Here is a 23,857-nt window from a genome sequence, read left to right as displayed (position 1 = left end):
ACGCTATCAGCCGGCGGGCTGGCCGAAGACGCCCACCAGTTCCTCGACCGCATGGTCGAGCGGTACGACCTCGTCGGCATCCTGCCGGATATATTCCATCACCGCCGGGTGGCAGGCGATGGCGGCGTCGATCGCCGGGTCCGCGCCCGAGCGATAGGCACCCATCAGCACCAGATCGCGATTTTCCTCATAGGTCGCCAGATGACGGCGCAGCGTGCGCGCGGCCTGGGCATGCGGACGGCCGACGATGTCGGTCATCACGCGGCTGACCGAGGGACCGATGTCGATCGCCGGATAGACGCCGCGCTCGGCGAGGTGGCGGTTGAGCACGATATGCCCGTCCAGGATCGAGCGCGCCGAGTCGACGACCGGGTCGTTGCCGTCGTCGCCGTCCGCCAGCACGGTGTATATGGCGGTGATCGATCCGGTGCCGTGCGCATCGGCGCCCGCGCGCTCGATCAGATTGGGCAGCATCGCGATGGCCGAGGGCGGATAGCCGCGCGCCGAGGCGGGTTCGCCCAGCGCCAGCCCGATCTCGCGGCCCGCATGCGCGACGCGGGTCAGCGAGTCCATGATCAGCAGCACCTTCTTGCCCTCGGCGCGGAACGCCTCGGCAATGGCGGTGGCGCGCAGGGCGCCACGGATGCGCAGCACCGGCGAGTGGTTGGCCGGCACCGCCACCACCACCGAGCGCGCGCGCGCCTCGCCAGCGACCTTGGTCTCCAGAAAGTCGGCGACCTCACGGCTGCGTTCGCCGATCAGGCCGATGACGATGACATCGGCCTTGGCGGCGCGGACCATCATGCCCAGCAGCACCGACTTGCCGACGCCCGAGCCCGCCATGATGCCGACGCGCTGGCCCTGGCCGATGGTCAGCAGGCCGTTGATCGCACGGACGCCGACGTCGAGCGGCTCGAGCACGCGGCCACGGTCCAGCGGCGACTGCATCTTGCCCGCCAGCGGCCAGCGGCCCGCACCGCGAATGGGGCCGAGACCGTCGATCGGCTTGCCCGACCCGTCGACCACACGGCCGAGCATCGCCGCGCCCACCTCCGCTTCGCCCGGAGGACCGAGCGGGCGCACCGGTGCGCGCGGGAGCAGGGGGGCGGGGCCGCCGAGATTCATCATCAGCGTGCGGCCGTTGCGGAACCCGATCACCTCGGCCTCGACGCGTTCCTCCGCCTTGTCGCCGATCGCGCAGACGGTGCCGACCGGCAGCGAGAGGCCGACTGCCTCCATCAGCAACCCGTCATAGGAAGCGAGCCGCCCGGCGACGCTGGCGCGCGGGGCGAAATCCGCCTGGGCCAGCGTGTCCAGATAATCGGCCGTGAAACGGTTCAGCATTGCGGAACGGGAACCTTGTCGATCGCGGCGGCCAGCTGGTCCAGCCACATGGTCGGGCCATCCTCGACGATGGTCGAGGCGCTTTCGAGGACGAAACTGCCCCGCTCCAGCGCGGCGTCGCCGACGGGAAAGATGCTCTGCGGCAGGCGGCCTTCGAGCAGCGCGACATCGTCCGGGTGGACGCGCAGCAGCGCGGCCTCCTGCGCATCGGCCATCAGGTCGATCGCCGCCTCGATCCGGCCGGCCAGCCGGGCGCCGTCGACGCCGATCTCACCGACCAGCTTGCCGACGAGCGCGAGCACGGTCTGGCGCAGCTGCTCGGCCATCGCCTGGCGATCGAGACGCGAGGACATCGCCTGCGCGATCGAGTCGATCAGCTGGCCGTCGCGCGCCTCGGCCTCGGCACGGGCCTGGAATTGCTGTGCTGCGACCGCCAGCCCCTCGGCATAGCCCTCCGCATGGCCGGCGGCGTGCGCGGCGCCGATCGGGTCGTGCATCGCCTCGGCGGGCGAGTCCTGGCACGCGCCGAACGGGTCCCAGCCCTCGGTCGGGTCCTGGTCGCGATTGGCGGGGTGGAAATGGCGCGGCTGGCCGTTCGGCTGTGCGTCGGTGGCCGAGGGGCCAGCGCCCATCGGTCCACGGGCGCGGAACGAGACGGGGCCGGCATCGCCGCCCAGGCCCAGGCCCGGCACGCCCGACGGGGAAAAGCCGCCCGGCGGCATGAACGCGCGTTGCAGCGCGGCCGCCGCGTCGTTGCGGGCGGAAAAGCCGGCGACGAAATCAGACATAATCGTCCTCGCCTCCGCCCATCATGATCGTGCCTTCCTTGGCCAGGTTGCGCGCGACGGTGATCATCGCCTTCTGCGCCTCCAGCACTTCGGACAGCTTCATCGGCCCGCGCGACTCGATCTCGTCGCGGATACCGGCCGCCGCACGCGCCGACATGCAGCCCAGGAAGCGCTCGCGCGCCGCCTCGTCCGCGCCCTTGAGCGCGCGGGTGAGGATCTCGCCATCGACGTTGCGGATGAGCGTCCCCAGATTCTTGTCGTCCATATCGAGCAGGTTCTCGAAGATGAACAGCGCCTCCTCGATCTGCTTGGCGACGTCGCGATCGATCTTGAACAGCTTGGGCATGACCCGCTGTTCGGTCGCCTTGCGCGCGCTCGACAGGATCTTGGCCGCCTCGCGCGAACCGCCCAGCGCCAGACCCTGGCCGCTGCTGCCGCCCTCGCTCCAGCGGGTCAGCACCGCGTTCAGCGTCTCGATCGCCTGCGGCGTCACCGGACCCAGCCGCGCGACGCGGTGGAGGATGTCGGGCTGCATGACGTCGGGCAGCAGCTCCAAGACCTTGCCGGCGACCACGGGATCGCAATTGGCGATCAGGACCGCGCCGATCTGCGGATGCTCCTTCTCGACGATCTTGGCGATGTCGGTCGGGTCGAGCCAGCCGAGCATCTCGATCTCGCATTGCGCCTTTGGCGGCACGATGCGCGACAGCACGCTGCCGGCGCGTTCGGGACCGAGCGCGCGGTTCATCAGGCTTTCGACCATCGGCTTGGGCTGGAACGCGATCGAGGCGCGGGCGCGGGCACAGCCGACGAAATCGTCGAGCACGAAGCCGACATCCTGCTCGCTGACATCGGCGATCGAATACATCGCCTTGCCCAGTTCGCGGACCTCGTCCGGCTCCAGCTTTTGGAGGATGGCCGAGGCTTCCTCCTCGCCGACCAGCATCATCAGCACGGCGGCGCGCTCGACCCCCGAATAGACGCGGCCCCCTTCGGACGCGGTGACGGTCACGACTGCGCCTCCGAGCGGATCATGTCACGGATGGCCAGCGCGGCGCGCGCCGGGTTGTCGCGGGTGAAGCCGCGCACCTTGACGATGCGATCGTCGAAATTGTTCGTCTCTTCGATCTCGTCGAGCGTGACGGCGGGCTGGACCGCGATCTGTTCAGGGACCGGCTGGCCATCGGCGGCGACGCGCGGGGCGGCCCCCTCGGCCCCCGCACCATCGGCGGCACCCATGGGCAGCGCCTTGGTCTCGGCCTCGTCCTTCTTCTTCGTCATCGCCTTGACCAGCGGGCGGACGCCCAGCAGCAGGACGAGGAGCGCGATCAGGACGGCGGTGGCGTTGCGTGCCACGATCGGCAGCCAGCTATTGTCGTACCAGGCGCGGCTGTCCTCGACACCCGCATCGGCGAACTTGCGGCTGATGACGGTGACATTGTCGTTGCGCTGCTGGTCGAAACCGACCGCCGACTTCACCAGGTCGGAAATCTGGTTGATCTCCATCTGGCTGCGCTTGCCCGTGGCGGGGTCGCGCAGCAGGACGGCGACGGTCAGCCGCTTGATCGAACCCGGTGCGGCGCGGGTGACCGAGATCTGCTTGTTCAGGTCATAGGCGCGCTGGAAGGCGTCGGACTGCTTCTCCGGATTGACGCCCGGGCCCCCTGCGACCGGCTTGCCATCGGCCGGCGGCGCGCCGTTCGCGCCATTGGCGGCCTGCGGCTGCTGCAGCGTGCTGGCGGGCGGGGGCGTGTTGGACAGCGCACCCGGAATGCCGCCCGGCGTGGTCGGGTCCTTCTGGTTGCCGGTCCAGTTGCCGGTTTCGGCGCGCAGCGCGCCGTCCTTGTCATAGCGTTCGCTGGTCGCGCTGGTCTCGTCGAGATTGACGTCCGCCTGCACCTCGGCGGTGAAGTTGCCCGCGCCGACGAGCGGGGTCAGCAGCTGGATCAGCTGGGTGCGGTATTTCTCTTCCAGGCGGCGCTGGAAATCAATGCGACGATCATCGCCGCTTGCGCCCTCGCCGCCCTTCTTGGACAACAGGCCGCCCATCTGGTCGACGACGGTGACGTCCTCGGGCTTCATGCCGGGCACCGACGAGGCGACGAGATTGATGATCGACTGAACCTGCGATTCCGACAGCGAGCGCCCGGCATTGAGCTTCAGCACCACCGAGGCGGACGGCGAGGACTTGTCGCGGATGAAGGGCGACGCTTCGGGCGTGGCCAGATGCACGCGCGCCTCGGCCACCGCGTCGATCTCCTCGATCGAACGCGCCAGTTCGCTCTCGCGCGCCTGGCGAAGGCGTTCGCCCTCGACCGCGCGGCTGACGCCCATCGGCAACTGGTCGAGGATCGCATAGCCGCCGGGTGCCTGTTTCGGGAGCCCCTGGCCCGCGAGCAGCATCCGCGCCTTGGAGTAATCCTCCTCGTTCACGGTCAGCGCGCCGGTGCCGTCGTTGATCTTGCTCTTGATGTTCGCGGCCGACAGCGCGGTCGTCACCGCCTGCTTGTCCGCGTCCGAGAGATTCTCGAACAGCGTCTTTTGCGGCGGGCTCGACAGCGCCATCCAGGCGAGCGCGGCGGCGGCGATCAGGCCGATCAGCATCGCCATCGGCGCCGAGCGGCGCACGGCGGGCTGCGCCATCACCGACTTGATCTGGCGTAGCGGGTTGGCGAATTTTTCCGGCAACGGCGGCAAGGCCGGCGGCGTGTTGGATGCGGGGGTGAGGGCTGTGCTCATCTTACACCGGCATGCTCATGATGTCCTTGTAGGCGGACAGGAGTTTGTTGCGGACTTGCAGCGTCGCCTCGAACCCGACCGAGGCCTGCTGGCGGGCCATCATCACCTTGGCGATGTCGACGGTCTCGCCGCGTTCGTAGGATTCGGACAGGCGGGCGGCCTGTTGCTGGCCCTCGTTCACGCCCTTCAGCGCGGACTCGAGCGTATCGGCAAAGCTGGTCGGGGGTGCGACCGGCTGGGACTGGGCGGCCTGTGCCGCCTGGTTGGCACCGGCCTGGCTTGCCGCCTTGAGCGCCTGATTGCGTTCCAGGATCTGGGCACGAAGCGCCATCACCCGGTCGACGCTCATCGCGCCGCCGACACCGCCGACGCTCATGCCATCATGGCCCGGCTAGAGGGGCGGATGATCTCCTCGCCCTGCTCGCGCGCCTTGGCGAGGCGGTAGCGCAGCGTGCGCTCCGAGATGCCGAGGCGCTTGGCGGTCTCGATCCGGTTGCCGCCGCATGCGGCCAGCATCTCGCGGATCGCGGCGAACTCGCTCATCTGCACGACCTTGCCCAGCGTGGCTTCCGCGGTCGTCACGGTCAGCGGGGTCTCGTCGGTGTCGTTGGCGACCATCGGGCGGTCGAACACGATATGCTCGGGCTCGATCGTCGCACCGCCGGCAAAGAGGAGCGCGCGCTGGATCACATTCTCCAGCTCGCGGACATTGCCGGGCCAGTTGTGCATCGCCAGCTTCTCGATCGCCGCGACGCTGGGCCAGGGCATGACGGCGCGGCTGGCGGCGTGGCGCAGGATCATCGTCGCGGCGAGCGCGGGAATGTCCATGCGCCGTTCGTTCAGCGACTTGGTGGTCAGCGGGAAGACCGACAGGCGGTAGTACAAGTCGGCGCGGAACCGGCCGGCGGCGACTTCGGCCTGCAGGTCGCGGTTGGCGCAGGCGATGACGCGGACGTCGACCGACTGCGGCATCGATGCGCCGAGCGGGATCACCTCGCGCTCCTGAAGGACACGGAGCAGCTTGGCCTGGAGCTGGAGCGGCATCTCGGCGATCTCGTCGAGGAGCAGCGTGCCGCCATCGGCCGCACGGAAGAAACCTTCGCCCGCCTGGGCCGCGCCGGTGAACGCGCCCTTCTGGTGACCGAAGAGCAGCGCTTCGAGCATCGATTCAGGCAGGGCAGCGCAGTTGATCGCGACGAAAGGCTTGGCCGCGCGCGGCGACTGGGCGTGGATGGCGCGCGCCACCACTTCCTTGCCGGTGCCGGTCGGGCCGTTGATCAGGACGGTGATGTCGGCCTGTGCCACTCGCTCGGCCAGCGTGAAGAGCGCCAGGCTCTCCGGATCGGCGGCGGTCGGCATCTCCGGCCCGGCGACGAGCGCGCGGACGAAGCTGTTGCCGACGCCGGCTTCGCTGGCCGGATAGGTCACGGTCGCGGGGCGGCCGCCCTGTGCCGGGGTCAGCGAGGGAACCGGGCCGTCATTGACGATGACGGTGCGTGCCGGATGCGCGATCGCGTCGCCCTCGGTCACCAGGGCGGTGTCGCCCGGCAGGAATGCGGCACCGGGTTCGGCAATCGCCAGCCCCTGCGCACGCAGCGCGGAGATCAGCGCGTATTTCTGCTTAACCAGCGCAGCGGAGGGGTGAATCGACGACATCGGGCTTCAGTCCTTTCGTGACTCGCTAATGCCGTCTCCTTGGTAAAGCCGCGGTTAATCCTGGCAGCTTGCCGGCAAGTTTTTTCCGGGCGCGACGCGCGCCCGTATGTGTGCGGGCGACGCGCCGCCGCGCGCGCGACCGTTCCGGCAATACCGGCAAGGCGACCGGCAAAAATTTGCAGAGGCCGGCTAAAACCTGCCGGAATGCGGCCGTTACTCCACTCGGCGGCTCGGTGGTCCAGAGGGGACACAGACGGATCGCCGAGCAGATTTGGAGACAAGACATGACCGTTATTGCCAGCAATATCAGCGCTTTGCGTGCCACCGCCGCGTCGACCTCGGCGCAGAACGCGCTCAGCACCTCGATGCAGCGCCTGTCGACCGGCAACCGCATCAACTCGGCAAAGGACGATGCCGCCGGTCTGGCCATCAGCGACTCGATGACCGCGCAGATCAAGGGCATGGCGCAGGGCATCCGCAACGCGAATGACGGTATCTCGCTGGCGCAGACGGCCGAAGGCGCGCTGAACGAAGTCACCAACATGCTGCAGCGTATGCGTGAGCTGAAGGTCCAGTCGTCGAACGGCACCTATTCGTCGGCCGACAAGGCGAACATCACCAACGAGCAGACCTCGCTGGCCTCGCAGATCAGCGCCGTCGTGAAGAACACGCAGTTCAACGGCAAGCAGCTGTTCAACGCTGCCTCGACCGTCACGATCCAGACCGGTGCGACGACCAACGATACGGTCAATATCGGCCTGCGTGACATGACGGCGACCTACGACACCTCCGGTGCGTCTCCCGCTGGTTCGAAGCTTCAGGCGGTCGTCAATTTTGCGCCGACGGGCACGGATACCGCGCTGAAGTCGGACACGCTGGCCAACTATGACGACGCGATCGCCGACGTCTCGTCGATCCGTGCGGGCCTGGGTGCGACCCAGAACCGTCTCCAGTCGGCGGTCAACTCGGCGACCTCGAACATGACCAACCTCGCCGAAGCGAAGAGCCGCATCGCAGACACCGACTTCTCGGAAGAAACGACCGCGCTCGCCAAGGCGCAGATCCTGAGCCAGGCGTCGACCGCGATGCTGAGCCAGGCCAACCAGTCGCAGCAGGGCGTGCTGAAGCTCCTCGGCTAATCGCCCTGGGCGAATGCCGACCGCGGTTTTCCCCTCGGTCGCGGAAGGTGGACCCCCCGGTGCTCTTTAAGAGGGTGCCGGGGGGCTCCGCCCGAAAAAATGCGCCCATTCGACTCTTTTCTCTAAAGCCCTGCCGAACGCGGTCGTTACCCGTCTTGGCAGCTCGACCTTCGCCTTGGGGGCGGCGGAGAGCTCCGGCTTTGGAGAACGACCATGACGGTTATCGCCAGTAATATTTCGGCGTTACGCGCATCGAGCGCCAACGGCGCCGCGACGGAAGCGCTGAACGTGTCGATGCAGCGCCTGTCCACCGGCAAGCGAATCAATTCCGCGAAGGACGACGCCGCCGGCCTCGCCATTGCCGCCTCGATGACCTCGCAGGTCCGCGGCATGAACCAGGCGATCCGCAATTCCAACGACGGCATCTCGATGGCGCAGACCGCCGAAGGCGCGCTCGACGAAGTGAGCAACATGCTCCAGCGTATGCGCGAACTGGCGGTGCAGAAGGCCAACGGCATCTATTCGTCGAACGACAAGGCGAACATCACGTCCGAGCAGAACGCGCTGGCGTCGCAGGTGTCGAACATCCTGTTCAACACCCAGTTCAACGGCCAGAAGCTGCTCGACGGTTCGGCGGGAACGGCCGGTGTCGTCGCCATTCAGGCGGGCGCGAACACCAGCGACGCCATCACCATGACCTTCAGCAATCTGACGACCGATGCCGACATCAACAGCGCCATCGCCGTGGTCGATCCGGCCACCGGCCCCAGCAGCATCGCGACCGCCGCGACTCTCGAGAAGTTCGACGCCGCCATTGGCAGGGTCGCCAATATCCGCGCCGGCCTCGGCGCCACGCAGAACCGGCTCCAGTCGGCGGTCAACAACCTGACCTCGAACGTCACCAACCTGACCGACGCGCGAAGCCGGATCGAGGACACCGATTTCTCGGCGGAAACCACCGCGCTCGCCAAGGCGCAGATTCTTAGCCAGGCCTCGACCGCGATGTTGAGCCAGGCCAACCAGTCGCAGCAGGGCGTGCTCAAGCTGCTGGGCGGCTAATTCCCGGTTCCTGAGCGCCCCGGCACCGCGCCCCCACTCGGGTGACGGGGCCGACCGGCCACGAGTCTCTCGCAGGCCGGTTCGCAGGACAAACCCCGGCGGCAGTCATGCCGCCGGGGTTTACTCGCGTTTGAATCGCGTCAGGTGCCGAGCGGCGTCCGGCCGATCGAGGCCTGGGCAAAGGCGATGATCGCGTCGTTCACGTCGCCCGACACTTCGCCCGGCACCACGGTGAACGGCAATGCCCGCAATTCCTCGCTCGCCAATTGATAGGCGTGATGCGCCGCCGGCTCCGCATCCGATGTCGGCCCCTGGGTGGCGATCAATATGTCATGCGGGGTGATACGCTGCCGATCGAGCAGATAGTCCAGTCGCTTGCGCCAGTGCGCGGCATAGTCGACCATCGCCATCGGGCTTTTCTGCGTGAAGGCGAGCGGCCGGATCGCGCGCAGCCGATCTCCCCGATGCGCCAGCGGAAAGGAGATCGACATGAGTTCGTCGTCGATCTTGACTGACTTGAAGAAGTCCAGATGCCGCCGCCGCAGCGCATGCCGAATGTCGCGGGTCAGCTCGACCTCGGGCGTGTCGGTCGAGAAATCGCGGCGGACGAAGCGGGCATATAATCCCTCGACGAAGGCTGTCAGGTTCAGGTCCGTCTGGGCGATTCGGGGCTCGCTGAACCGGATGCTCGATTCGCGTCGGGCGATAATGTCCCGGAAGGTCGCCTCGGCATCCCATTCTCCGAGGCTGGGCAGGAACTCGCTGACCCGGCCCAGCTCCAGCCGCAGCAGGTCGATCGCGCCGGCATAGGCGGCATAACCCTTGTCATCGAAGAAGTGACGGACCCGTGCGAACCGCTTGGGCGCGATGCGATAGTCGATCAGGCGATGCGTCAGATCGAGCGCGATGACACCGATATTGGCGAACTCCTCGGTCTCGGCGAAGGGCCGAAAGCGGATGATGGCGTATCGATAGAGCGTCTTCATACGAGTTCTGCCCAGAATCGGGGGTCGTCATGGCGGCGCAAGCGCGTGGCGATAGTGTCGAGGAAATCAGCCTGCCCATCCAGCCATTCCTCGGGGAGGGCGTGGAATATGTCGGGCAGCAGCCTCGCCGCGTTCGTCATGCCGGCCATCATCGCATCCCGCAGCGAGTCGCGCCGCCGCATTCTATCCCAGGCGGGACGCCCGGCATGCAACGGCAATTCCCGGGCGGGATCGTAGGACGCTGCGAACGCCAGATTGTGATCGATGACGATCAGCGCGCCGTCTTCCAGACGCACGAAAAGATTGGGATTGCCGCCATGTTCGGTCAGCGTCCGGTCACCATTCGCGATCCAGTGGTCGAAGACATAGAGCCAGCATGACAAAGCGGCATTTTGCTGCGCCAGAATGACCGGCGTGACCGGCTGTATCGGTTCCTGCCATGCCGAGGCGAACACCGGGCCATCCCCGATCGCATGCGCCACATCCGGGTCGCCATGATGCCGGACCAGCGACGTCGGCATCCGGCCAATGACGAAGGGGGGTATGGGCAGTCCCAGCTCCCGGCCCAAAAAACCAGCGACCACCTCGGCGATCAACCCCTGGCGCAACGCCTGGCGGCCCTTGACCGCGTAGAGCTGGCCATCATCGAGATGGCACAGAAAGGGCTGGGTCATGCCGCTGGCGATCGGCTGGACGATCTCCACGATATCGAGAATGTCCAGCCGCACCGTCATCGCGCCGCAGCCTATCAGCTGGCGGGGAGGGCGGCCATGGTTAAGATCGGCCCGGCATGTCGGGCCTTCATGACCTCAACGCTGCGCGGCCAACGCCTTCTTCAACCGGGCATGCGCCGCGCTCTTGATCTGGCAGACGCGCGCGGCGCCGACGCCGAGCACCTGGCCGATTTCCTCCAGATTGAGTTCCTCGACATAATAGAGCTGGATCACCATCGCCTCGCGCTCGGGCAGCGCGGTGATCGCGGCGATCAGCGCGTCGCGCAGGTCGCTTTCGGCAAGCTGCTCGAAGGCGTCGGGAGTGTCGTCGGCGAACCAGGGCAGGTCGTCGGCATAGACGTCGTCGATCGGCTCCATCCGCACGGCCTCGGCCGTCTTATAGTCGGTGCGCAGCTTTTCGGTCGTGACGCCCAGCTTCTCGGCGACCGCCTCGTCGGTCGGGACCTGGCCCGCGACCTGCGACAGCGCGGTCACCGCCTCGTGATACTGGCGGCGGCGGCGCATCGCACCGCGCGTCGTCGTCGCCTGGCGGCGCAGCTCGTCGATCATCGCGCCGCGCAGACGCGCCTTCAGATAATGGCCGAACTCGACCCCGCGCTCCTCGAACGAGGCGGCGGCCTCGACCAGCGCGACCAGGCCGACCTGGACCAGATCCTCGACTTCGATCAGGCTCGACATCGATCCATGCACATGCCACGCGATCCGGCGCACCAGCGGCAGGTGCTGGCGGATGATCGCATCCGCCTCGATCCCGCCACGCCGGCGCGGCGCCGGGCGATAGGTGATCGGCTGGTCGGCGACCGTGGGGTTGGCGAGCGCCGGGTCGAAATTGACCGGGTTGATCGCCTGGGCGTTCAGGAACGCGCCGCTCAGGGGGTGCGCGCTCATGCGGCCAGCGCCTGCGGTGCGCCGATCACGGCGACGACCTCGACCGCCTTCTCCTCGGGCACCTCGAAGAAGGACAGGACCGGCGTGTCGGGCAGGCAGGTGCGCAGCAGCTTGCGCATCGCGATCCGCACGCCCGGCTGGACGACCAGCGCGAAAGGCTTGGCCTCGGCGAGCAGCGGCTGCGCGGCATGGGTCAGCGCCTCGGTGATGCGGCGGCCCAGATCGGGCTCGATCACGTGGCGGCGGCCGGTGTCGGCGCGCATCGCCTGGGCGAGCAGCCCTTCGAGCTGACCGTCCAGCGTCATGACGCGCAGCGGCTCGCGCATGCCACACAGCTTCTGGATGATGAGCGCGCCCAGCTGCGGCCGGATCAGCTCGACGATCTCTTCGGCGTCGAGCGTCTTCTGGGCCGCCACGGCGATCGCGCTGGCGATGCGGCGGAACTCCTTCAAGGTGATATTCTCCGAAAGAAGGCCCTTGAGAACCTGGGTCAGGGTGGTGAGCGGCAAAGGATTGGGACTGAGCGAGGCGGCGAGTTGCGCGGCGCGCTCCCTCAGCCCGTCGAGCAGCGACTGGACCTCGTCGGGGCCGAGCAGCTCGGCGCTGTTCGAGGACAGGATGTGGTTCAGGTGCGTCGCCATGACGGTGCCCGGATCGACGACAAGATACCCCATGCCGGTGGCGGCATCCGCGTCACCCTTCAGAATCCAGGTGGCGGGCAGGCCGAAGGTCGGGTCCTTGACCGGCTTGCCGTTCAGCGTGCCGAAGGCCTGACCGGTGTCGAGTGCCAGCATCTCGTCGGGCGACACCTGATCCTCGGCGGCAACGACGCCGTTGATGATGATCCGGTAGTTGAACGGCCCGAGATTGATGTCGTCGCGCACCCGCGCCTGCGGCACGACGAAGCCCAGTTCCTTGGACAGCTGGCGGCGGACGCCAGTGATGCGCGCCATCAGCGGGGCACCGCGACGCTCGTCGACCAGCGGCACCAGGCCGTAGCCGATGTCGATATGGACCTGCATCCCGTCGATCACCTCGTCCCAGCCGATGCGCGAGGGATCGGTCGGCTCGGCGGCGGGGGCCGGGGGGACGGGGACCGGGCGCTTCTCGATCTGGCGCAGCTTGTGCGCGGTGAACCCGGCGATCGCGGCGGCGGGCAGCAGGATCAGGTGCGGCATACCGGGCAGGACGCCCAGCAGGCCCAGGATCACCGCGACGGGAATCCAGGTCTTGGACGCGCCGAACTGCGAGCCGATCTGGCCCGCCAGATCCTTGTCCGACGACACGCGCGTCACGATGGCGGCGGCGGCGATCGACAGCATCAGGCTGGGCAGCTGCGCGACCAGCGCGTCACCGATGGCGAGCAGGATATAGGTCTTGGCGGCATCGGCGATGCCCATGCCATGGCTGACCGGACCCAGGATCAGGCCGCCGATGATGTTGGCCGCCAGGATCAGCATGGCGGCGACCGCGTCGCCCTTCACGAACTTGGACGAACCGTCCATCGAGCCGTAGAAATCGGCTTCGGTCGAAACCTCGACGCGGCGCGCCTTGGCCTGGTCCGGGGTGATCAGGCCGGCGTTCAGATCGGCGTCGATCGCCATCTGCTTGCCGGGCAGCGCGTCCAGGGTGAAGCGCGCGGAGACTTCGGACACGCGGCCGGCGCCCTTGGTCACGACGATCAGGTTGATGATCATCAGGATCGCGAAGACGAAGAGACCCACGACATAGTCGCCGCCGATCAGGAAGGTGCCGAACGCCTCGATGACGTGACCCGCAGCACTTTCGCCCTCATGGCCATGGACCAGCACGATGCGGGTCGAGGCGACGTTGAGGCCCAGGCGGAACAGGGTCGCAAAGAGGAGCACGGTCGGGAAAGCCGAGAAGTCGAGCGGCTTTTCGGCGTTCAGCGCGACCATCAGCACGGCCAGGCTGATCGCGATGTTGGCGACGAAGAAGATGTCGAGCAGCGCCGGCGGGATCGGCACGACCATGACCAGGACCAGCAGCAGGATCGCGGCGGGCAGGGCCATGGTGCGGCCATTGGCGAAAAGCTTGCCCATCGCTTAGCCCCCCATGCTCGCGAGCATCATATAGGCCAGCCGGGCGTGATCGGGCTTGGGCCGCAACAGGCTGTCGCTCGTGGCATTGGCGCCCGTGGCATTGGCGGTCGCGCCGCCGCGCAGGCCCAGCTGGTTCATCGTGCTGGTCGCCCAGGCGAGCGCGTCGCTGGCGCTTTCGTTGTTGCCGGTGACGACGGTCGCGTCGGCCTGACCCTGCAGCGCCAGCGCCTGGGCGGCGAACTGCATGTTGGCGGCGCGGGTCGCGTCGCTGTCGGCCGAGCTGCCGGCCAGCTTGTTGGCGAACCGGTCATAGATGTCGGCGACCGTGCGCGGCTGGCCGTTCGAGGCATAGAAGACCGAGCGGTTGGCGCGTGCGGCGGCGGGGAACAACGCGGCACCCGTCGTCTGCGGGCTGGAGGCCAGCTTGGACAGGAACTTGGTCGCGCCGCCCAGGCCCAGGAAATGCGCCATATACAGGTCGGTGCCGTTCGTTTCGCGGCCCAGCGTCGATTCCAGCGCGGCCTTGTTGTCCGAGGCGTGCTCGGCGGCCATCAGCGAGGCGGCGGTGGGATCGTTGCGCAGGCCCATCACGGCATTGCGGGCGCCGCCGCTGACATAATAGCGACCGCCCGACTGGCCGATCGAGTCGGCGGCCCAGCCCAGCCCATGCTCGGCGCCATGCTTCTTGAGCACGGCGAGCCAGCTCTGCTCGACGAACTGATACAGGCCCGAGGCCGACGAGGTGCCGGCGCGCGCATTGGCGTTGAGCCCGGATTCGAGCTTGGCCTGACCCAGCAGATAGCCGAAATCGACTCCCGTGCGGCTCGAGGCCAGCGCGATCGCCGACTGTATCCGGGATTGAGAGACGGGTTGGACGGTCATGCTGTTTGGTAAATGCCCTTGTTCGGGCTTCACTCAGCAAGGGCCGTGCCAATTCTCCGGCGGCAAAGGCTCAGGAATCAAAAAGCCCCGGAAATCCGCGAGTCGGCGGCGTTCGGGGCTTGGGTCGGCAAAGGTCGGGGGGCAGGGTGGTCGGGGTTTCCGGCAAAGCGGCAAGCGGTTGCCGGCCGGCACCGGCAAGTCGGGGGCAAAGCCGGCGACGATCAGGCGTAGGCGCGCATCATCGGGCGATAGCCGCCACCGCCGGCATCGCCGGTCAGCGTCTGCAGCTTGCGCCGCACATTGGCCGCCATCAGGTTGACGTAGATGCGGCAGGTCTCGTTCAGGCGATTGGCCTCGTCGGCCAGTTCGCGCAGCTCGGGGCCGGCGGGGCCGGTGCCGAGCGAGGCGACATCCTCGATCGCGGCCAGCTTCTCGGTGGTGGCGCGTTCCAGCGCGGCCACGTCGTTCGACTTCAGCGCCGCGATTTCACGATGAAGGGCCTCGATGACCCGGATCAGGGCGTCACGCCGCGTCATTTACCATTCCAGTCGAGCTTCAGCGCGATCATCTGGTCGGCGATGGTCGCCGGCAGGATCGGGAAATTGCCATCGGCGATCGCTTTCTTGATCGCGGCGACGCGGTCCTGGTCGACCGGCGGCTGGGCGGCCAGCGTGCGGGCCAGATTGCCCACGCCGCTCATGTCGCCCATCGTCTTGGCGGGGGTGAAACCGGTCTGACTGTCTGCGGCGAGCGCGCTGGGACGCGACACGCCGGCGATCCGCGCGATCCTCGTTTCCCCGGCACTGAGCCTTGTTACATCGACCATGTCCGCACCCGTTGGTTTCGCTGACATGGGGTATAACGGCCCCGGCCGGGGAATCTTTAGCGGGAATTTACAACCTGGCCCGCAAAAACCCGCATCATTCCGACCAGCCGGGCAAGGTGGCGCGACCACTGGCCAGCGCGACCGCCTGGACGGGCTGGCGCGCGGCGTCGATGCGCACGGGGAAATGTCCGCCGGGCACCGCGTCCGCCATGGCAACCCCTTCTCTTGTAATGGAAAATCCATCCGAGCCGGCTTCGATCACGACCGGATCGCCGCGTCGGATGACGGGTTCGGCCTTCACCGCGATCGCCGGCATCGCGCGCGGCGCGCCGGCCGGGCGGGGCGGGCTGAGCACGGGTACGAAGATCCGCCATTGCGGCCCGGCGCAATTAACCACGACCGCATCATGCGCCTCGGTCCGCCAGGATAGCGAGACGGTGGCGCATTGCGCGAGCTTCAACCGTGTGTCGACCGGCGCGCGTGCGCCGCCCTCCACGCCGATCGGCCGGCCGGTAAAGGCGGCGACGGCGGCGTCCAATGCGCCGATATCCTGGAAATTGGCGGCGCCCGCCAGCAACAGGGACAGGATCATCAGGGTCTCCGTGACGGTTCGCCGGCAAAGACGAGCGTGACCATCGCAACGCGCTGGCCGGGCTTTGCGGCGGTGGAAAGGATCAGGCGGTCGGCGGCGGCCGGACCGATCAGCGCGGCGGTCGCGCGCGCGCGATCGGCGGCGAGGACGACCGCGCTACGGCTGGCGGCATCGACATCGGCGGCGCTGCCATCGGTGGCGCCGACGACCGACAGGCGGACGCGCGGATCGGCGAGTGCCTCCTGCGCCCAGGGGACGAACAGCGGATCGGGGTCGGTCGGGATGGCCGAACCGGGGGCGAAGCGCAGCGAGGCGGCGGCGACCGGCATGGCGGGCGTCGGCTCGGGCGGCAGGCGCAGCGCCTGGTCGGCGATCGACTGGCTCGACCCGAATTGTGCGCGCAGGCCGTTGAGCAGCGCGGGGCGTCGCTCCGCCCCCGTCGCCTGGACGAGAACCAGGAAGCCGACCAGCAGCAGGGCGAGGTCGGCCAGGGTCACGAGCCAGATCGGCCGCGCGGGCGCGGCCTCCGGGAAAGGGGGATCGGTCGTCATGCGACGCTGACCAGATTGGGGCCGCCCGACTTGCCGGGGCTGAGGGGCGCGCGCGTCGGACGCGGCGCCTCGCGCGCGGCGAGCAGCGCCAGCGGGGCGACCAGGCGGGTGCGCTCGAACGCCTCGATCCGCGCGGCACGGCGCAGGCGGATGGCGATCGGCTGCGCGACCAGATTGGCGAACAGCGCGCCATAGAGGGTGGCGAGCAGCGCGATCGCCATCGCGCCGCCGATCCGCTGCGGATCGTTCATCGTCGCGAACATCGCGGCCAGCCCGATCAGCGTGCCGACCATGCCCATGGCGGGTGCGGCCTCGGCGGCGCCCGCCCAGACATCGGCGACCGCGACATGGCGTTCGATCCGGCCTTGGCGCGCCATGGCCAGCTTGCTGGTGACCGATTCCGCGCCCTCGCCATCGACGATCGCGGCGATCGCCTCGGCCAGGTCGGGATCGGTGACGACCGAACGGTCGAGCGTCAAGACGCCGTGGCGCTTGGCGATGCGCGACAGATGCGCGATCTGCTCGATCAGCGGATCGGCCGAGAAGGGTCGTCGCAACAGCACCATCAACGCCCGCATCGCGCGGCGCGCATCGCGCCACGGCGTGCGCAGCAGGGTGGCGATCAGGGTCCCGCCCAGCACGATGGCAAGCGCGGCCGGATCAAGGAACTGGTGAAGCGGTGGCAAAGCGATCATGCGCGTGACCCTGCAAGGGGCGGGCCAAGTGCGTTTGTCGGGCCGGGCCGTCTGTTGCCGTGGCCAAATTCCTCCCCTGCAAGGGGAGGGGGACCATGCGAAGCATGGTGGAGGGGTGTCACCGCCCGAGAGGACAGTCCAACCTCACCAAGGGCGACACCCCTCCGTCAGGCCTTCGGCCTGCCACCTCCCCTTGCAGGGGAGGAATGCGAGACGCCGTCATCCGGGCGGACTCTGCCGCTTCGTTGCCGCCGGCCGGCAAGATCCGGCAATGCCTTGCCGCTTGCCGGCTGCCGATCCCGGCTCCCCGCCCAAATTCCGCAAATTCCGCAATTGGCACGGAGGTTGCGAGACCCCGGTGACGCGATGATCCGCCCGGGGGTCTGCGTGGGAAAGGAGGTTGATGATGGCCGCAGAAACATTGTTCGGAATTCACGGCGCCGCGCTCGAAGTCCGGGGGCAGCGCATGGGCGTGCTGGCGTCCAACATCGCCAACGCTTCCACGCCGGGCTTCAAGGCGCGCGACATCGACTTCAAGGCGGCGCTCGCCGCCGTCGAGGGCGGGCAGCAGGACCAGGGCATCGCCAAGGCGATGAAGTACCGCATCCCCCTCCAGACCTCGCTCGACGGCAACACCGTGGAGCTGGCCGAGGAGCAGACCGCCTTCGCCGAGAACGCCGTCCAGTATCAGACGACGCTGTCGTTCCTGAACGGGCGCATCTCCACCATCACCCGTGCGCTGAAGGGCGAATAAGCGATGCCGAACGGACCGCTTTCCATCTTCCAGGTTTCGGGGCGCGCCATGTCGGCGCAGCTCATCCGCATGAACACGACCGCGTCGAACCTGGCCAATGCCGGTGGCATCGCGGGCACCGCCGACACCGCGTACAAGACGATGAAGCCGGTGTTCCGCACCAGCTTCGACGCCGCGACCGGCCTGTCGACCGTCGATGTCGAGAAGATCGTGATCGCGGGCGAGGACCCCACCAAGCGCCACGACCCCAACAACCCGATGGCCGACAAGGACGGCAACGTCTTCGAGGCGGCGGTCGATGAAACCCGCGAGCTGGTCGACATGATGGAGACCGCGCGCACCTATCAGAACAATGTCGAAGTGATGCAGACCGCCAAGTCGCTGATCCTCGACACCCTCAAGCTGGGCCGCTGATCATGACCTCCACCGCGATGAACTCGACGCTGGACAGCCTGGGCATCGCGCGTGCCGGCTCGACCGCCAGCAACGCCGCCGCCGCGACCTCGGCCAAGAAGTCGACCACGCTCGACCAGTCCGCCTTCCTCAAGCTGCTCACCGCGCAGCTGAAGAACCAGGACCCGTTCGCGCCGATGGACAATACCCAGATGGTCGCCCAGATGGCGCAGTTCTCGAGCGTCGCGGGCATCTCCGAGATGAACACGACGCTCGCCTCGATCGCGACCAAGCTGAACGCGACGACCCCGGCGGACGCGATGAACTATGTCGGCAAGACCGTGCTGACCGAGGGCACCACCGCCTATGGCCGCACCAGCGGCGGGCTGGCGGGACAGGTCGAACTCGACAATGCTGCCACCGACGTCTCGGTCACCATTTCGGACGCGCAGGGCACGGTGCTCAGGACGCTGCCGCTCGGCATGCAGAAAGCCGGCACCGCCAGCTATGACTGGGACGGCAAGACCGAGGACGGCAAGGACGCCGGCTCGGGTCCCTTCACCATCTCGGTCGGCGCGCTCGACGGCAGCAACGTCGTCAACGCCCGCTCGCTCGTCTGGGCGCCGGTCCAGTCGGTGTCGATGCCGTCGAACGGCACCCCCGTCCTCTCCGTCGCCGGCCTCGGCCAGGTCAAGCTTTCCGCCGTCCGCTCGGTCGGCTGATCCCCCTTTACGCACCAGGAAGATAGCCCATGTCCTTCTACACCTCGCTCAGCGGCCTCCAGGCCTCGCAGACCGACATGTCGGTCATCTCGCACAACCTCGCGAACGTCGGCACCAACGGCTTCAAGAAGAGCCGCGCCGAATTCGCCGACGTGATGGCGGCGAACTTCTCGACCGATCCGTTCAAGCAGGTCGGCTCGGGCACGGTGGTCAAGGCCAACCGGCAGGAGTTCAAGGAGGGCAATTACACCAGCACCTCCAACGCGCTCGACCTCGCCATTTCGGGCGACGGCTTCTTCACGGTGCAGGCGGGGGGCACGACCGGCACGCTGAACTACACCCGCAACGGCGCGTTCCAGGTCGACACCAACAACTATGTCACCGACACGCAGGGCAACCGGCTTCAGGTGTTCCCGGTCGACAAGGACGGCAACGTCACCTCGTTCGGCAATGACGGCCTGACCAGCCTGCAGCTGCCGCCGACCAGCGGCACGCCGGTCGCCACCAAGAAGGTGACGCTGGACATCAACCTGTCGAGCACCGCGACGGCGCCGACCGGGGCGTTCGACCGCACCAATATGGGCACGTACAACAACACGACCCAGACCAAGATCTTCGACACGTCGGGCAACGCCATGACGCTGACCAACTATTATGTCCGCAAGCCGCTGCCGGTCGATTCCGAGGGCAATGCGATCCAGCCGGCGGACGGCAGCAGCGAGTGGCTGGTCTACAGCTATGTCGGCGACCAGCGCCTGACGCGCGGCGGTTCGTCCGATCCGTTGCCGATGACGTTCAATGCGGGCGGCAACATGACCTTCCCGACCGGCGCCGTTACCTTCGACAACTTCACGCCGCGCACCTCGGTCATCTCGCAGCCGCTGACCATGGACTATCGCGGTTCGTCGCAGTCGGGTTCGATCTTCTCGGTCAACTCGCGCACCCAGGACGGCAAGGCGGTCGGCCTGTTGTCGGGCGTGTCGGTGGGCGAGGACGGGCTGATCACCGCGTCCTTCTCGAACGGCGAGACCGCCGCACTCGGCAAGGTGGCGGTGGCGACCTTCGTCAACATGCCGGGCCTGCGCCAGGAGGGGAACAGCTATTGGGAAGCGACCGGCATGTCGGGCGCGGCCAAGTTCGGCACCGCCAATGAGGGCGCGTACGGCGCGATCCGGTCGAGCACCATCGAGGGGTCGAACGTCGACATCACCGAGGAGCTGGTCAACCTGATCGCGGCGCAGCGCAACTTCCAGGCGAACGCCAAGGCGCTCGATACCTCGAGCCAGATCTCGCAGACCATCTTCAACATCCGCAGCTAAGCGCACGGTTCGGGTAACAGGGGGCAACGATGGACAAGCTGGTCTATACGGCGGCGACGGGGATGCGTTCGCACATGGCGGCGCAGTCGGCGATCGCCAACAACATGGCCAATGTCTCGACCATCGGGTTCCGTGCCGACCGCGTCGTGTTCGACCGTATCGACCTGAAGGGCGGCGGCGCGGCGTTCGAGGCGCGGATGCCGACCGCCGAGGAAGTGACCGACGCCGACCGCGCGCCGGGCACGGTGCAGCATACCGGCAACCCGCTGGACGTGGCGATCGCGACGTCCAGCGCCTGGCTGGCGGTGCAGTCGCCCGACGGGTCGGAGGCCTATACGCGTCGCGGCGACCTGGAGGTCACCGCCTCGGGCGTGTTGCAGACCGGCGACGGCTATCCGGTGATCGGCCAGAACGGCCCGATCACCGTGCCCCCCTATAACTCGCTGTCGGTGTCGCCCGACGGCACCGTGTCGATCATTCCGCTGGGCGCCGGCCCCGATACCCAGGCGCAGGTGATCGACCGCATGAAGCTGGCCGATGCGCGCGTGTCGCAGACGGTCAAGGGCCTCGACAATCTGCTGCGCGTCAAGGGCGGCGGCGCGCTGCCCCAGGACATGGACGCCACCGTCCAGTCGGGCGCGCTCGAGGGATCGAACGTCAACATGGCGCAGACGCTGGTCGACATGATCGAGAACCAGCGCAGCTACGAGGTGCAGGCCAACCTCATGAAAGAGGCCAAGTCACTGGACGAGAGCAGCGCATCCCTGATGCGGCTGCCGAGCTGAGGATTAAGAGACCATGTCTTCCGCCGCCATGCACATCGCGCGCACCGGGCTCGACGCCCAGGACATGCGCATGCGGGTCATCTCGAACAACCTGGCCAACGTCAACACGACCGGGTTCAAGCGCGATCGCGCCGCGTTCGAGACGCTGGCCTATCAGACGATCACCGCGCCGGGCGCCGCCAGCTCGACCGAGAGCAAGTACGCGACCGGCCTGAACCTGGGCACCGGCGTGCGCATCCAGGGCACCGCACGCATCAACACGCAAGGTGCGATGCAGACGACCAACAACAGCCTCGACATGGCGCTGGACGGCGAAGGCTTTTTCCAGGTGCAGATGCCGGGCGGTACGCTGGGTTATACCCGTGCGGGCAATTTCTCGCGCTCGGCCGAGGGGCTGCTGGTGACGTCGGAGGGTTATCAGGTGATGCCGGGCATCACCGTGCCCGAGGGCGCGACCCAGATCACCATCGGCACCGACGGCACCGTGTCGGCCACCATCCAGGGCCAGACCGCGCCGGCCGAGATCGGCCAGATCCAGATCGCGACCTTCCCCAACCCGGCGGGCCTCCAGTCCAAGGGCGACAATTACCTGACCGAAACCGCCGCCTCGGGCGCGGTAAACATGGGTGTCGCCGGCCTGGAAGGGCGCGGCCAGATCCGTCAGGGCATGCTCGAAGGCTCGAACGTCAATGTCGTCGAGGAACTGGTCGACATGATCGAGACGCAGCGCGCCTATGAGGTCAACTCGAAGATGATCAAGTCGACCGACGAGATGCTCCAGTACGCGAACCAGAATCTGTGAGCCGGACGATGCGCTTCTCTCCGCTTCTGCGTGGCGGCCTGGTCCTGGTGCTCGCCGCCTCGGCGACCGCGCCCGCGCAGGCCAGCCTGTTCGGCAAGAAGGCCCCGCCCGAGGATTTCTCGACCACCCGGCCGCTGCCCGTCGCGGCCCAGCCGGTCGCGCCCGCCAACGGCTCGATCTTCCAGGCGGCGGACGGCTATGCCGCGCTCTACGAAGGCTGGCGCGCGCGCCGGGTCGGCGATCCGCTGACCATCGTCCTCGTCGAGCGGACGGCGGCGTCCAAGTCGGCTAATTCCAAGCTGGGCTCGAAGGGCGATCTGGGCATCAACCCGCCGACGACCGGCCCGCTTGGCTCGCTGCTGAAGTCCACCGACATCGGCATGGGCGGCAGCCGCAACTTCAACGGTTCGGGCGCGGCCGACCAGTCCAACTCGTTGTCGGGCGAGATCAGCGTGACCGTGGCGCAGGTGTTCGCCAACGGCACCATGCTGGTCCAGGGGCAGAAGCGCGTGACGCTGAATCGCGGGGACGAGTTCATCCAGATCAAGGGGCTGGTCCGCATGGCCGACATCGGCATCGACAATCGCGTCCCCTCGACCCGCGTCGCCGATGCGCAGATCGCCTATACCGGCAAGGGCGATGTCGCCCGCGCCAGCCGCCAGGGCTGGCTGAGCCGTTTCTTCCAGGCCGTCAGCCCGTTCTGAGGCATTTGACCATGATCCTCCGCTTCCTTCTCGCCATGCTCGCCACCTTCGCGATCGCCGCGCCGGCCTCGGCCGACCGGATCAAGGATCTGGGCGGGTTTCAGGGTATCCGCTCCAACCAGCTGACCGGCTACGGCATCGTCGTCGGTCTGCCGGGCACGGGCGACGACAATCTGGAATATACCGTCCAGTCGCTGAAGGCTGTCGTGTCGCGCTTCGGGCTGCAACTGCCGCCCAACGCCAATCCGGGCATGAAGAACGCAGCGGTGGTGATGGTCACCGCCGACCTGCCGCCCTTCGCCAAGCCGGGCCAGAAGCTGGACATCACCGTCGCCTCGATGGGCAAGGCCAAGTCGCTTCGCGGCGGCAGCCTGATCCTGACGCCGCTTCAGGGTGCCGATGGCCAGATCTATGCGATGGCACAGGGCAATCTGGCGGTCGGCGGTCTGGGCGCGGAAGGCGCGGACGGATCGAAGATCGTCGTCAACGTCCCCTCCGCCGGCCGCATCCCCGAAGGCGCGACCGTCGAACGCGCGGTCGCCACCGGCTTCGACACCGCGCCGACGCTGACCTTCAATCTGGCGCGCGCCGACTTCACCACCGCGCAGAATGTCGCGCAGGCGATCAATGCGCGCCTGGGCATGGGCATCGCGCAGGCGATGGACGCCGTGTCGGTCGCGGTTCGCGCGCCGATGGGCGCCGATGTCCGCGCCACGCTGATGTCCGAGATCGAGAATCTGAACGTCGTCTCGGCCGAGCCGCCCGCCAAGGTGATCGTCAATGCGCGCACCGGCACCGTCGTCATCAACTCGGCGGTGCGCGTCGGCCCGGCCGCCGTCACCCATGGCAAGCTGACCGTCAAGATCGACGAGAATCAGCGCGTCAGCCAGCCCGCCCCGCTCAGCGGCGGCCAGACCGTCGTCACGCCCAAATCGGGTGTCGCGGTCGAGGAGGAGCGTCGTCCGATGTTCCTGCTGAACCCCGGCCCCAAGCTGGCCGACGTGGTCAAGGCGGTGAACGCCATCGGTGCCGCGCCGTCCGACCTGGTCGCCATTCTCGAAGCGCTGAAGGAAGCCGGCGCGCTCAAGGCGGAGTTGATCGTCCTGTGACCCAGAGCATTTCCTCCACCCCGTCGGCGGCCTCGGCCGCCGGCATCACCGGCACCGTGTCCACCGACACCCGCCGCCTGTCGAACGGCGCCAATCTGGACAAGGCGGGCACCCAGTTCGAGGCGATCTTCACCGGCATGATGCTGAAGGCGATGCGCCAGACCAAGCTGGGCGATTCGCTGTTCGAATCGAAGGCGCTCGACACGTTCCGCGACATGCAGGATCAACAGGTTGCGCAGACCATGGCCGCCCATGCCCCGATGGGGATCGGCCAGGCCGTGACCGCATTCCTGGCCAAATCGCAACCCGCTGTTAACCAGAGTTGAC

27 protein-coding genes are annotated in these 23,857 nt (G+C 67.7%); 11 read left to right on the top strand and 16 right to left on the bottom strand.

Annotation, left to right across the window (positions count from 1 at the left end; genetic code table 11):
* Positions 1-6 precede the first annotated feature (6 nt).
* Genes ACQHGV_RS14440 through ACQHGV_RS14415 form a run of 6 tightly spaced genes read right to left on the bottom strand, consistent with a single transcriptional unit; the run spans position 7 to position 6,527 of the window.
* Positions 7-1,344 (bottom strand): FliI/YscN family ATPase, encoded by a 1,338-nt coding sequence (locus ACQHGV_RS14440; protein WP_409789690.1) that lies wholly within the window; start codon positions 1,342-1,344, stop codon positions 7-9.
* A complete protein-coding gene (locus ACQHGV_RS14435) occupies positions 1,338-2,132 on the bottom strand; it encodes a FliH/SctL family protein (protein WP_440978710.1) in 795 nt (264 codons plus the stop codon). The genes ACQHGV_RS14440 and ACQHGV_RS14435 overlap by 7 nt, the downstream gene beginning before the upstream one ends.
* Positions 2,125-3,144: a flagellar motor switch protein FliG gene (fliG, locus tag ACQHGV_RS14430; RefSeq protein ID WP_183949712.1), complete on the bottom strand. Its 1,020-nt coding sequence runs from the start codon at positions 3,142-3,144 to the stop codon at positions 2,125-2,127. The genes ACQHGV_RS14435 and fliG overlap by 8 nt, the downstream gene beginning before the upstream one ends.
* Positions 3,141-4,871, bottom strand: coding sequence for a flagellar basal-body MS-ring/collar protein FliF (gene fliF / locus ACQHGV_RS14425; RefSeq protein WP_440978709.1), 1,731 nt, complete (start codon positions 4,869-4,871; stop codon positions 3,141-3,143). The genes fliG and fliF overlap by 4 nt, the downstream gene beginning before the upstream one ends.
* A 1-nt stretch (position 4,872) precedes the next feature.
* Complete coding sequence (fliE, locus tag ACQHGV_RS14420; protein WP_183949716.1) at positions 4,873-5,247, bottom strand: flagellar hook-basal body complex protein FliE; 375 nt, start codon at positions 5,245-5,247, stop codon at positions 4,873-4,875.
* The gene (locus tag ACQHGV_RS14415; RefSeq protein ID WP_440978708.1) at positions 5,244-6,527 is read right to left on the bottom strand and encodes a sigma-54 interaction domain-containing protein; all 1,284 of its coding nucleotides are present in this window, start codon (positions 6,525-6,527) and stop codon (positions 5,244-5,246) included. Before ACQHGV_RS14415 ends, fliE begins: the two co-directional genes overlap by 4 nt.
* A 284-nt stretch (positions 6,528-6,811) precedes the next feature.
* Here ACQHGV_RS14415 and ACQHGV_RS14410 point away from each other — a divergent pair, with 284 nt between their 5' ends.
* Together ACQHGV_RS14410 and ACQHGV_RS14405 are read left to right on the top strand one after the other, a co-directional pair.
* Positions 6,812-7,666 carry a flagellin N-terminal helical domain-containing protein gene (locus ACQHGV_RS14410; protein WP_183949720.1) on the top strand — a complete coding sequence of 285 codons (855 nt, stop codon included), beginning with the start codon at positions 6,812-6,814 and terminating at the stop codon, positions 7,664-7,666.
* Between the two features lie 213 nt (positions 7,667-7,879).
* Entirely contained in the window at positions 7,880-8,725 is an 846-nt protein-coding gene (locus ACQHGV_RS14405) for a flagellin N-terminal helical domain-containing protein (protein ID WP_183949721.1), read from the top strand.
* A gap of 140 nt (positions 8,726-8,865) precedes the next feature.
* Here ACQHGV_RS14405 and ACQHGV_RS14400 read toward each other — a convergent pair whose 3' ends face one another.
* The 10 genes from ACQHGV_RS14400 to ACQHGV_RS14355 all read right to left on the bottom strand — a co-directional run bounded on the left by ACQHGV_RS14400 (position 8,866) and on the right by ACQHGV_RS14355 (position 16,942).
* The gene (locus ACQHGV_RS14400) at positions 8,866-9,711 is read right to left on the bottom strand and encodes a DUF3037 domain-containing protein (RefSeq protein ID WP_440978707.1); all 846 of its coding nucleotides are present in this window, start codon (positions 9,709-9,711) and stop codon (positions 8,866-8,868) included.
* Positions 9,708-10,445 (bottom strand): HipA family kinase, encoded by a 738-nt coding sequence (locus ACQHGV_RS14395; RefSeq protein WP_440978706.1) that lies wholly within the window; start codon positions 10,443-10,445, stop codon positions 9,708-9,710. Before ACQHGV_RS14395 ends, ACQHGV_RS14400 begins: the two co-directional genes overlap by 4 nt.
* A gap of 75 nt (positions 10,446-10,520) precedes the next feature.
* The gene (locus ACQHGV_RS14390) at positions 10,521-11,333 is read right to left on the bottom strand and encodes a sigma-70 family RNA polymerase sigma factor (protein WP_440978705.1); all 813 of its coding nucleotides are present in this window, start codon (positions 11,331-11,333) and stop codon (positions 10,521-10,523) included.
* Positions 11,330-13,396, bottom strand: coding sequence for a flagellar biosynthesis protein FlhA (flhA, locus tag ACQHGV_RS14385; protein WP_440978704.1), 2,067 nt, complete (start codon positions 13,394-13,396; stop codon positions 11,330-11,332). The genes ACQHGV_RS14390 and flhA overlap by 4 nt, the downstream gene beginning before the upstream one ends.
* A gap of 3 nt (positions 13,397-13,399) precedes the next feature.
* Complete coding sequence (locus ACQHGV_RS14380; RefSeq protein ID WP_440978703.1) at positions 13,400-14,278, bottom strand: lytic transglycosylase domain-containing protein; 879 nt, start codon at positions 14,276-14,278, stop codon at positions 13,400-13,402.
* 221 nt (positions 14,279-14,499) lie between these two features.
* Positions 14,500-14,814: a flagellar protein FlgN gene (locus ACQHGV_RS14375; protein ID WP_183949732.1), complete on the bottom strand. Its 315-nt coding sequence runs from the start codon at positions 14,812-14,814 to the stop codon at positions 14,500-14,502.
* Positions 14,811-15,047, bottom strand: a complete 237-nt coding sequence (flgM, locus tag ACQHGV_RS14370; protein ID WP_420854077.1) for a flagellar biosynthesis anti-sigma factor FlgM — start codon at positions 15,045-15,047, stop codon at positions 14,811-14,813. Before flgM ends, ACQHGV_RS14375 begins: the two co-directional genes overlap by 4 nt.
* Positions 15,048-15,198: 151 nt before the next feature.
* Positions 15,199-15,696, bottom strand: coding sequence for a flagella basal body P-ring formation protein FlgA (locus tag ACQHGV_RS14365; protein WP_440978702.1), 498 nt, complete (start codon positions 15,694-15,696; stop codon positions 15,199-15,201).
* Complete coding sequence (locus tag ACQHGV_RS14360; RefSeq protein ID WP_409789724.1) at positions 15,696-16,247, bottom strand: hypothetical protein; 552 nt, start codon at positions 16,245-16,247, stop codon at positions 15,696-15,698. Before ACQHGV_RS14360 ends, ACQHGV_RS14365 begins: the two co-directional genes overlap by 1 nt.
* Positions 16,244-16,942 carry a motility protein A gene (locus ACQHGV_RS14355; protein ID WP_183949735.1) on the bottom strand — a complete coding sequence of 233 codons (699 nt, stop codon included), beginning with the start codon at positions 16,940-16,942 and terminating at the stop codon, positions 16,244-16,246. Before ACQHGV_RS14355 ends, ACQHGV_RS14360 begins: the two co-directional genes overlap by 4 nt.
* A gap of 403 nt (positions 16,943-17,345) precedes the next feature.
* Between ACQHGV_RS14355 and ACQHGV_RS14350 the strand changes: the two genes are divergently transcribed.
* The 9 genes from ACQHGV_RS14350 to ACQHGV_RS14310 are packed head-to-tail and all read left to right on the top strand — an operon-like array spanning position 17,346 to position 23,856.
* Entirely contained in the window at positions 17,346-17,696 is a 351-nt protein-coding gene (locus ACQHGV_RS14350) for a flagellar basal body rod protein FlgB (RefSeq protein ID WP_183949736.1), read from the top strand.
* A 3-nt stretch (positions 17,697-17,699) separates the two neighbouring features.
* Complete coding sequence (gene flgC / locus ACQHGV_RS14345; protein WP_440978701.1) at positions 17,700-18,110, top strand: flagellar basal body rod protein FlgC; 411 nt, start codon at positions 17,700-17,702, stop codon at positions 18,108-18,110.
* Between the two features lie 2 nt (positions 18,111-18,112).
* On the top strand, positions 18,113-18,811 hold the full coding sequence (locus tag ACQHGV_RS14340; RefSeq protein WP_440978700.1) for a flagellar hook assembly protein FlgD: 699 nt from the start codon (positions 18,113-18,115) through the stop codon (positions 18,809-18,811).
* A 29-nt stretch (positions 18,812-18,840) separates the two neighbouring features.
* The gene (locus ACQHGV_RS14335) at positions 18,841-20,130 is read left to right on the top strand and encodes a flagellar hook protein FlgE (protein ID WP_183949740.1); all 1,290 of its coding nucleotides are present in this window, start codon (positions 18,841-18,843) and stop codon (positions 20,128-20,130) included.
* 29 nt (positions 20,131-20,159) lie between these two features.
* Positions 20,160-20,915, top strand: a complete 756-nt coding sequence (locus ACQHGV_RS14330; protein WP_183949742.1) for a flagellar basal body rod protein FlgF — start codon at positions 20,160-20,162, stop codon at positions 20,913-20,915.
* 13 nt (positions 20,916-20,928) lie between these two features.
* Entirely contained in the window at positions 20,929-21,717 is a 789-nt protein-coding gene (gene flgG / locus ACQHGV_RS14325; RefSeq protein ID WP_007406187.1) for a flagellar basal-body rod protein FlgG, read from the top strand.
* A gap of 8 nt (positions 21,718-21,725) precedes the next feature.
* The gene (locus ACQHGV_RS14320) at positions 21,726-22,421 is read left to right on the top strand and encodes a flagellar basal body L-ring protein FlgH (protein ID WP_440980216.1); all 696 of its coding nucleotides are present in this window, start codon (positions 21,726-21,728) and stop codon (positions 22,419-22,421) included.
* A gap of 11 nt (positions 22,422-22,432) precedes the next feature.
* Positions 22,433-23,530, top strand: a complete 1,098-nt coding sequence (locus tag ACQHGV_RS14315; protein WP_183949744.1) for a flagellar basal body P-ring protein FlgI — start codon at positions 22,433-22,435, stop codon at positions 23,528-23,530.
* Positions 23,527-23,856: a rod-binding protein gene (locus tag ACQHGV_RS14310; protein ID WP_440978699.1), complete on the top strand. Its 330-nt coding sequence runs from the start codon at positions 23,527-23,529 to the stop codon at positions 23,854-23,856. The genes ACQHGV_RS14315 and ACQHGV_RS14310 overlap by 4 nt, the downstream gene beginning before the upstream one ends.
* Position 23,857: the final 1 nt, after the last annotated feature.

The organism is Sphingomonas pseudosanguinis (assembly GCF_052056765.1).
GTDB lineage: Bacteria > Pseudomonadota > Alphaproteobacteria > Sphingomonadales > Sphingomonadaceae > Sphingomonas > Sphingomonas pseudosanguinis.
This window is presented reverse-complemented; position numbering and strand designations above follow the sequence as displayed.

What these genes read in the sequence shown, in the direction of transcription:
- ACQHGV_RS14440 (WP_409789690.1), bottom strand. Translation starts at nt 1,344, where the DNA reads ATGCTGAACCGTTTCACGGCCGATTATCTGGACACGCTGGCCCAGGCG.
- ACQHGV_RS14435 (WP_440978710.1), bottom strand. Translation starts at nt 2,132, where the DNA reads ATGTCTGATTTCGTCGCCGGCTTTTCCGCCCGCAACGACGCGGCGGCC.
- fliF (WP_440978709.1), bottom strand. Translation starts at nt 4,871, where the DNA reads ATGAGCACAGCCCTCACCCCCGCATCCAACACGCCGCCGGCCTTGCCG.
- fliE (WP_183949716.1), bottom strand. Translation starts at nt 5,247, where the DNA reads ATGAGCGTCGGCGGTGTCGGCGGCGCGATGAGCGTCGACCGGGTGATG.
- ACQHGV_RS14415 (WP_440978708.1), bottom strand. Translation starts at nt 6,527, where the DNA reads ATGTCGTCGATTCACCCCTCCGCTGCGCTGGTTAAGCAGAAATACGCG.
- ACQHGV_RS14410 (WP_183949720.1), top strand. Translation starts at nt 6,812, where the DNA reads ATGACCGTTATTGCCAGCAATATCAGCGCTTTGCGTGCCACCGCCGCG.
- ACQHGV_RS14405 (WP_183949721.1), top strand. Translation starts at nt 7,880, where the DNA reads ATGACGGTTATCGCCAGTAATATTTCGGCGTTACGCGCATCGAGCGCC.
- ACQHGV_RS14400 (WP_440978707.1), bottom strand. Translation starts at nt 9,711, where the DNA reads ATGAAGACGCTCTATCGATACGCCATCATCCGCTTTCGGCCCTTCGCC.
- ACQHGV_RS14395 (WP_440978706.1), bottom strand. Translation starts at nt 10,445, where the DNA reads ATGACGGTGCGGCTGGACATTCTCGATATCGTGGAGATCGTCCAGCCG.
- ACQHGV_RS14390 (WP_440978705.1), bottom strand. Translation starts at nt 11,333, where the DNA reads ATGAGCGCGCACCCCCTGAGCGGCGCGTTCCTGAACGCCCAGGCGATC.
- flhA (WP_440978704.1), bottom strand. Translation starts at nt 13,396, where the DNA reads ATGGGCAAGCTTTTCGCCAATGGCCGCACCATGGCCCTGCCCGCCGCG.
- ACQHGV_RS14380 (WP_440978703.1), bottom strand. Translation starts at nt 14,278, where the DNA reads ATGACCGTCCAACCCGTCTCTCAATCCCGGATACAGTCGGCGATCGCG.
- ACQHGV_RS14375 (WP_183949732.1), bottom strand. Translation starts at nt 14,814, where the DNA reads ATGACGCGGCGTGACGCCCTGATCCGGGTCATCGAGGCCCTTCATCGT.
- ACQHGV_RS14365 (WP_440978702.1), bottom strand. Translation starts at nt 15,696, where the DNA reads ATGATCCTGTCCCTGTTGCTGGCGGGCGCCGCCAATTTCCAGGATATC.
- ACQHGV_RS14360 (WP_409789724.1), bottom strand. Translation starts at nt 16,247, where the DNA reads ATGACGACCGATCCCCCTTTCCCGGAGGCCGCGCCCGCGCGGCCGATC.
- ACQHGV_RS14355 (WP_183949735.1), bottom strand. Translation starts at nt 16,942, where the DNA reads ATGATCGCTTTGCCACCGCTTCACCAGTTCCTTGATCCGGCCGCGCTT.
- ACQHGV_RS14350 (WP_183949736.1), top strand. Translation starts at nt 17,346, where the DNA reads ATGATGGCCGCAGAAACATTGTTCGGAATTCACGGCGCCGCGCTCGAA.
- flgC (WP_440978701.1), top strand. Translation starts at nt 17,700, where the DNA reads ATGCCGAACGGACCGCTTTCCATCTTCCAGGTTTCGGGGCGCGCCATG.
- ACQHGV_RS14340 (WP_440978700.1), top strand. Translation starts at nt 18,113, where the DNA reads ATGACCTCCACCGCGATGAACTCGACGCTGGACAGCCTGGGCATCGCG.
- ACQHGV_RS14335 (WP_183949740.1), top strand. Translation starts at nt 18,841, where the DNA reads ATGTCCTTCTACACCTCGCTCAGCGGCCTCCAGGCCTCGCAGACCGAC.
- ACQHGV_RS14330 (WP_183949742.1), top strand. Translation starts at nt 20,160, where the DNA reads ATGGACAAGCTGGTCTATACGGCGGCGACGGGGATGCGTTCGCACATG.
- flgG (WP_007406187.1), top strand. Translation starts at nt 20,929, where the DNA reads ATGTCTTCCGCCGCCATGCACATCGCGCGCACCGGGCTCGACGCCCAG.
- ACQHGV_RS14320 (WP_440980216.1), top strand. Translation starts at nt 21,726, where the DNA reads ATGCGCTTCTCTCCGCTTCTGCGTGGCGGCCTGGTCCTGGTGCTCGCC.
- ACQHGV_RS14315 (WP_183949744.1), top strand. Translation starts at nt 22,433, where the DNA reads ATGATCCTCCGCTTCCTTCTCGCCATGCTCGCCACCTTCGCGATCGCC.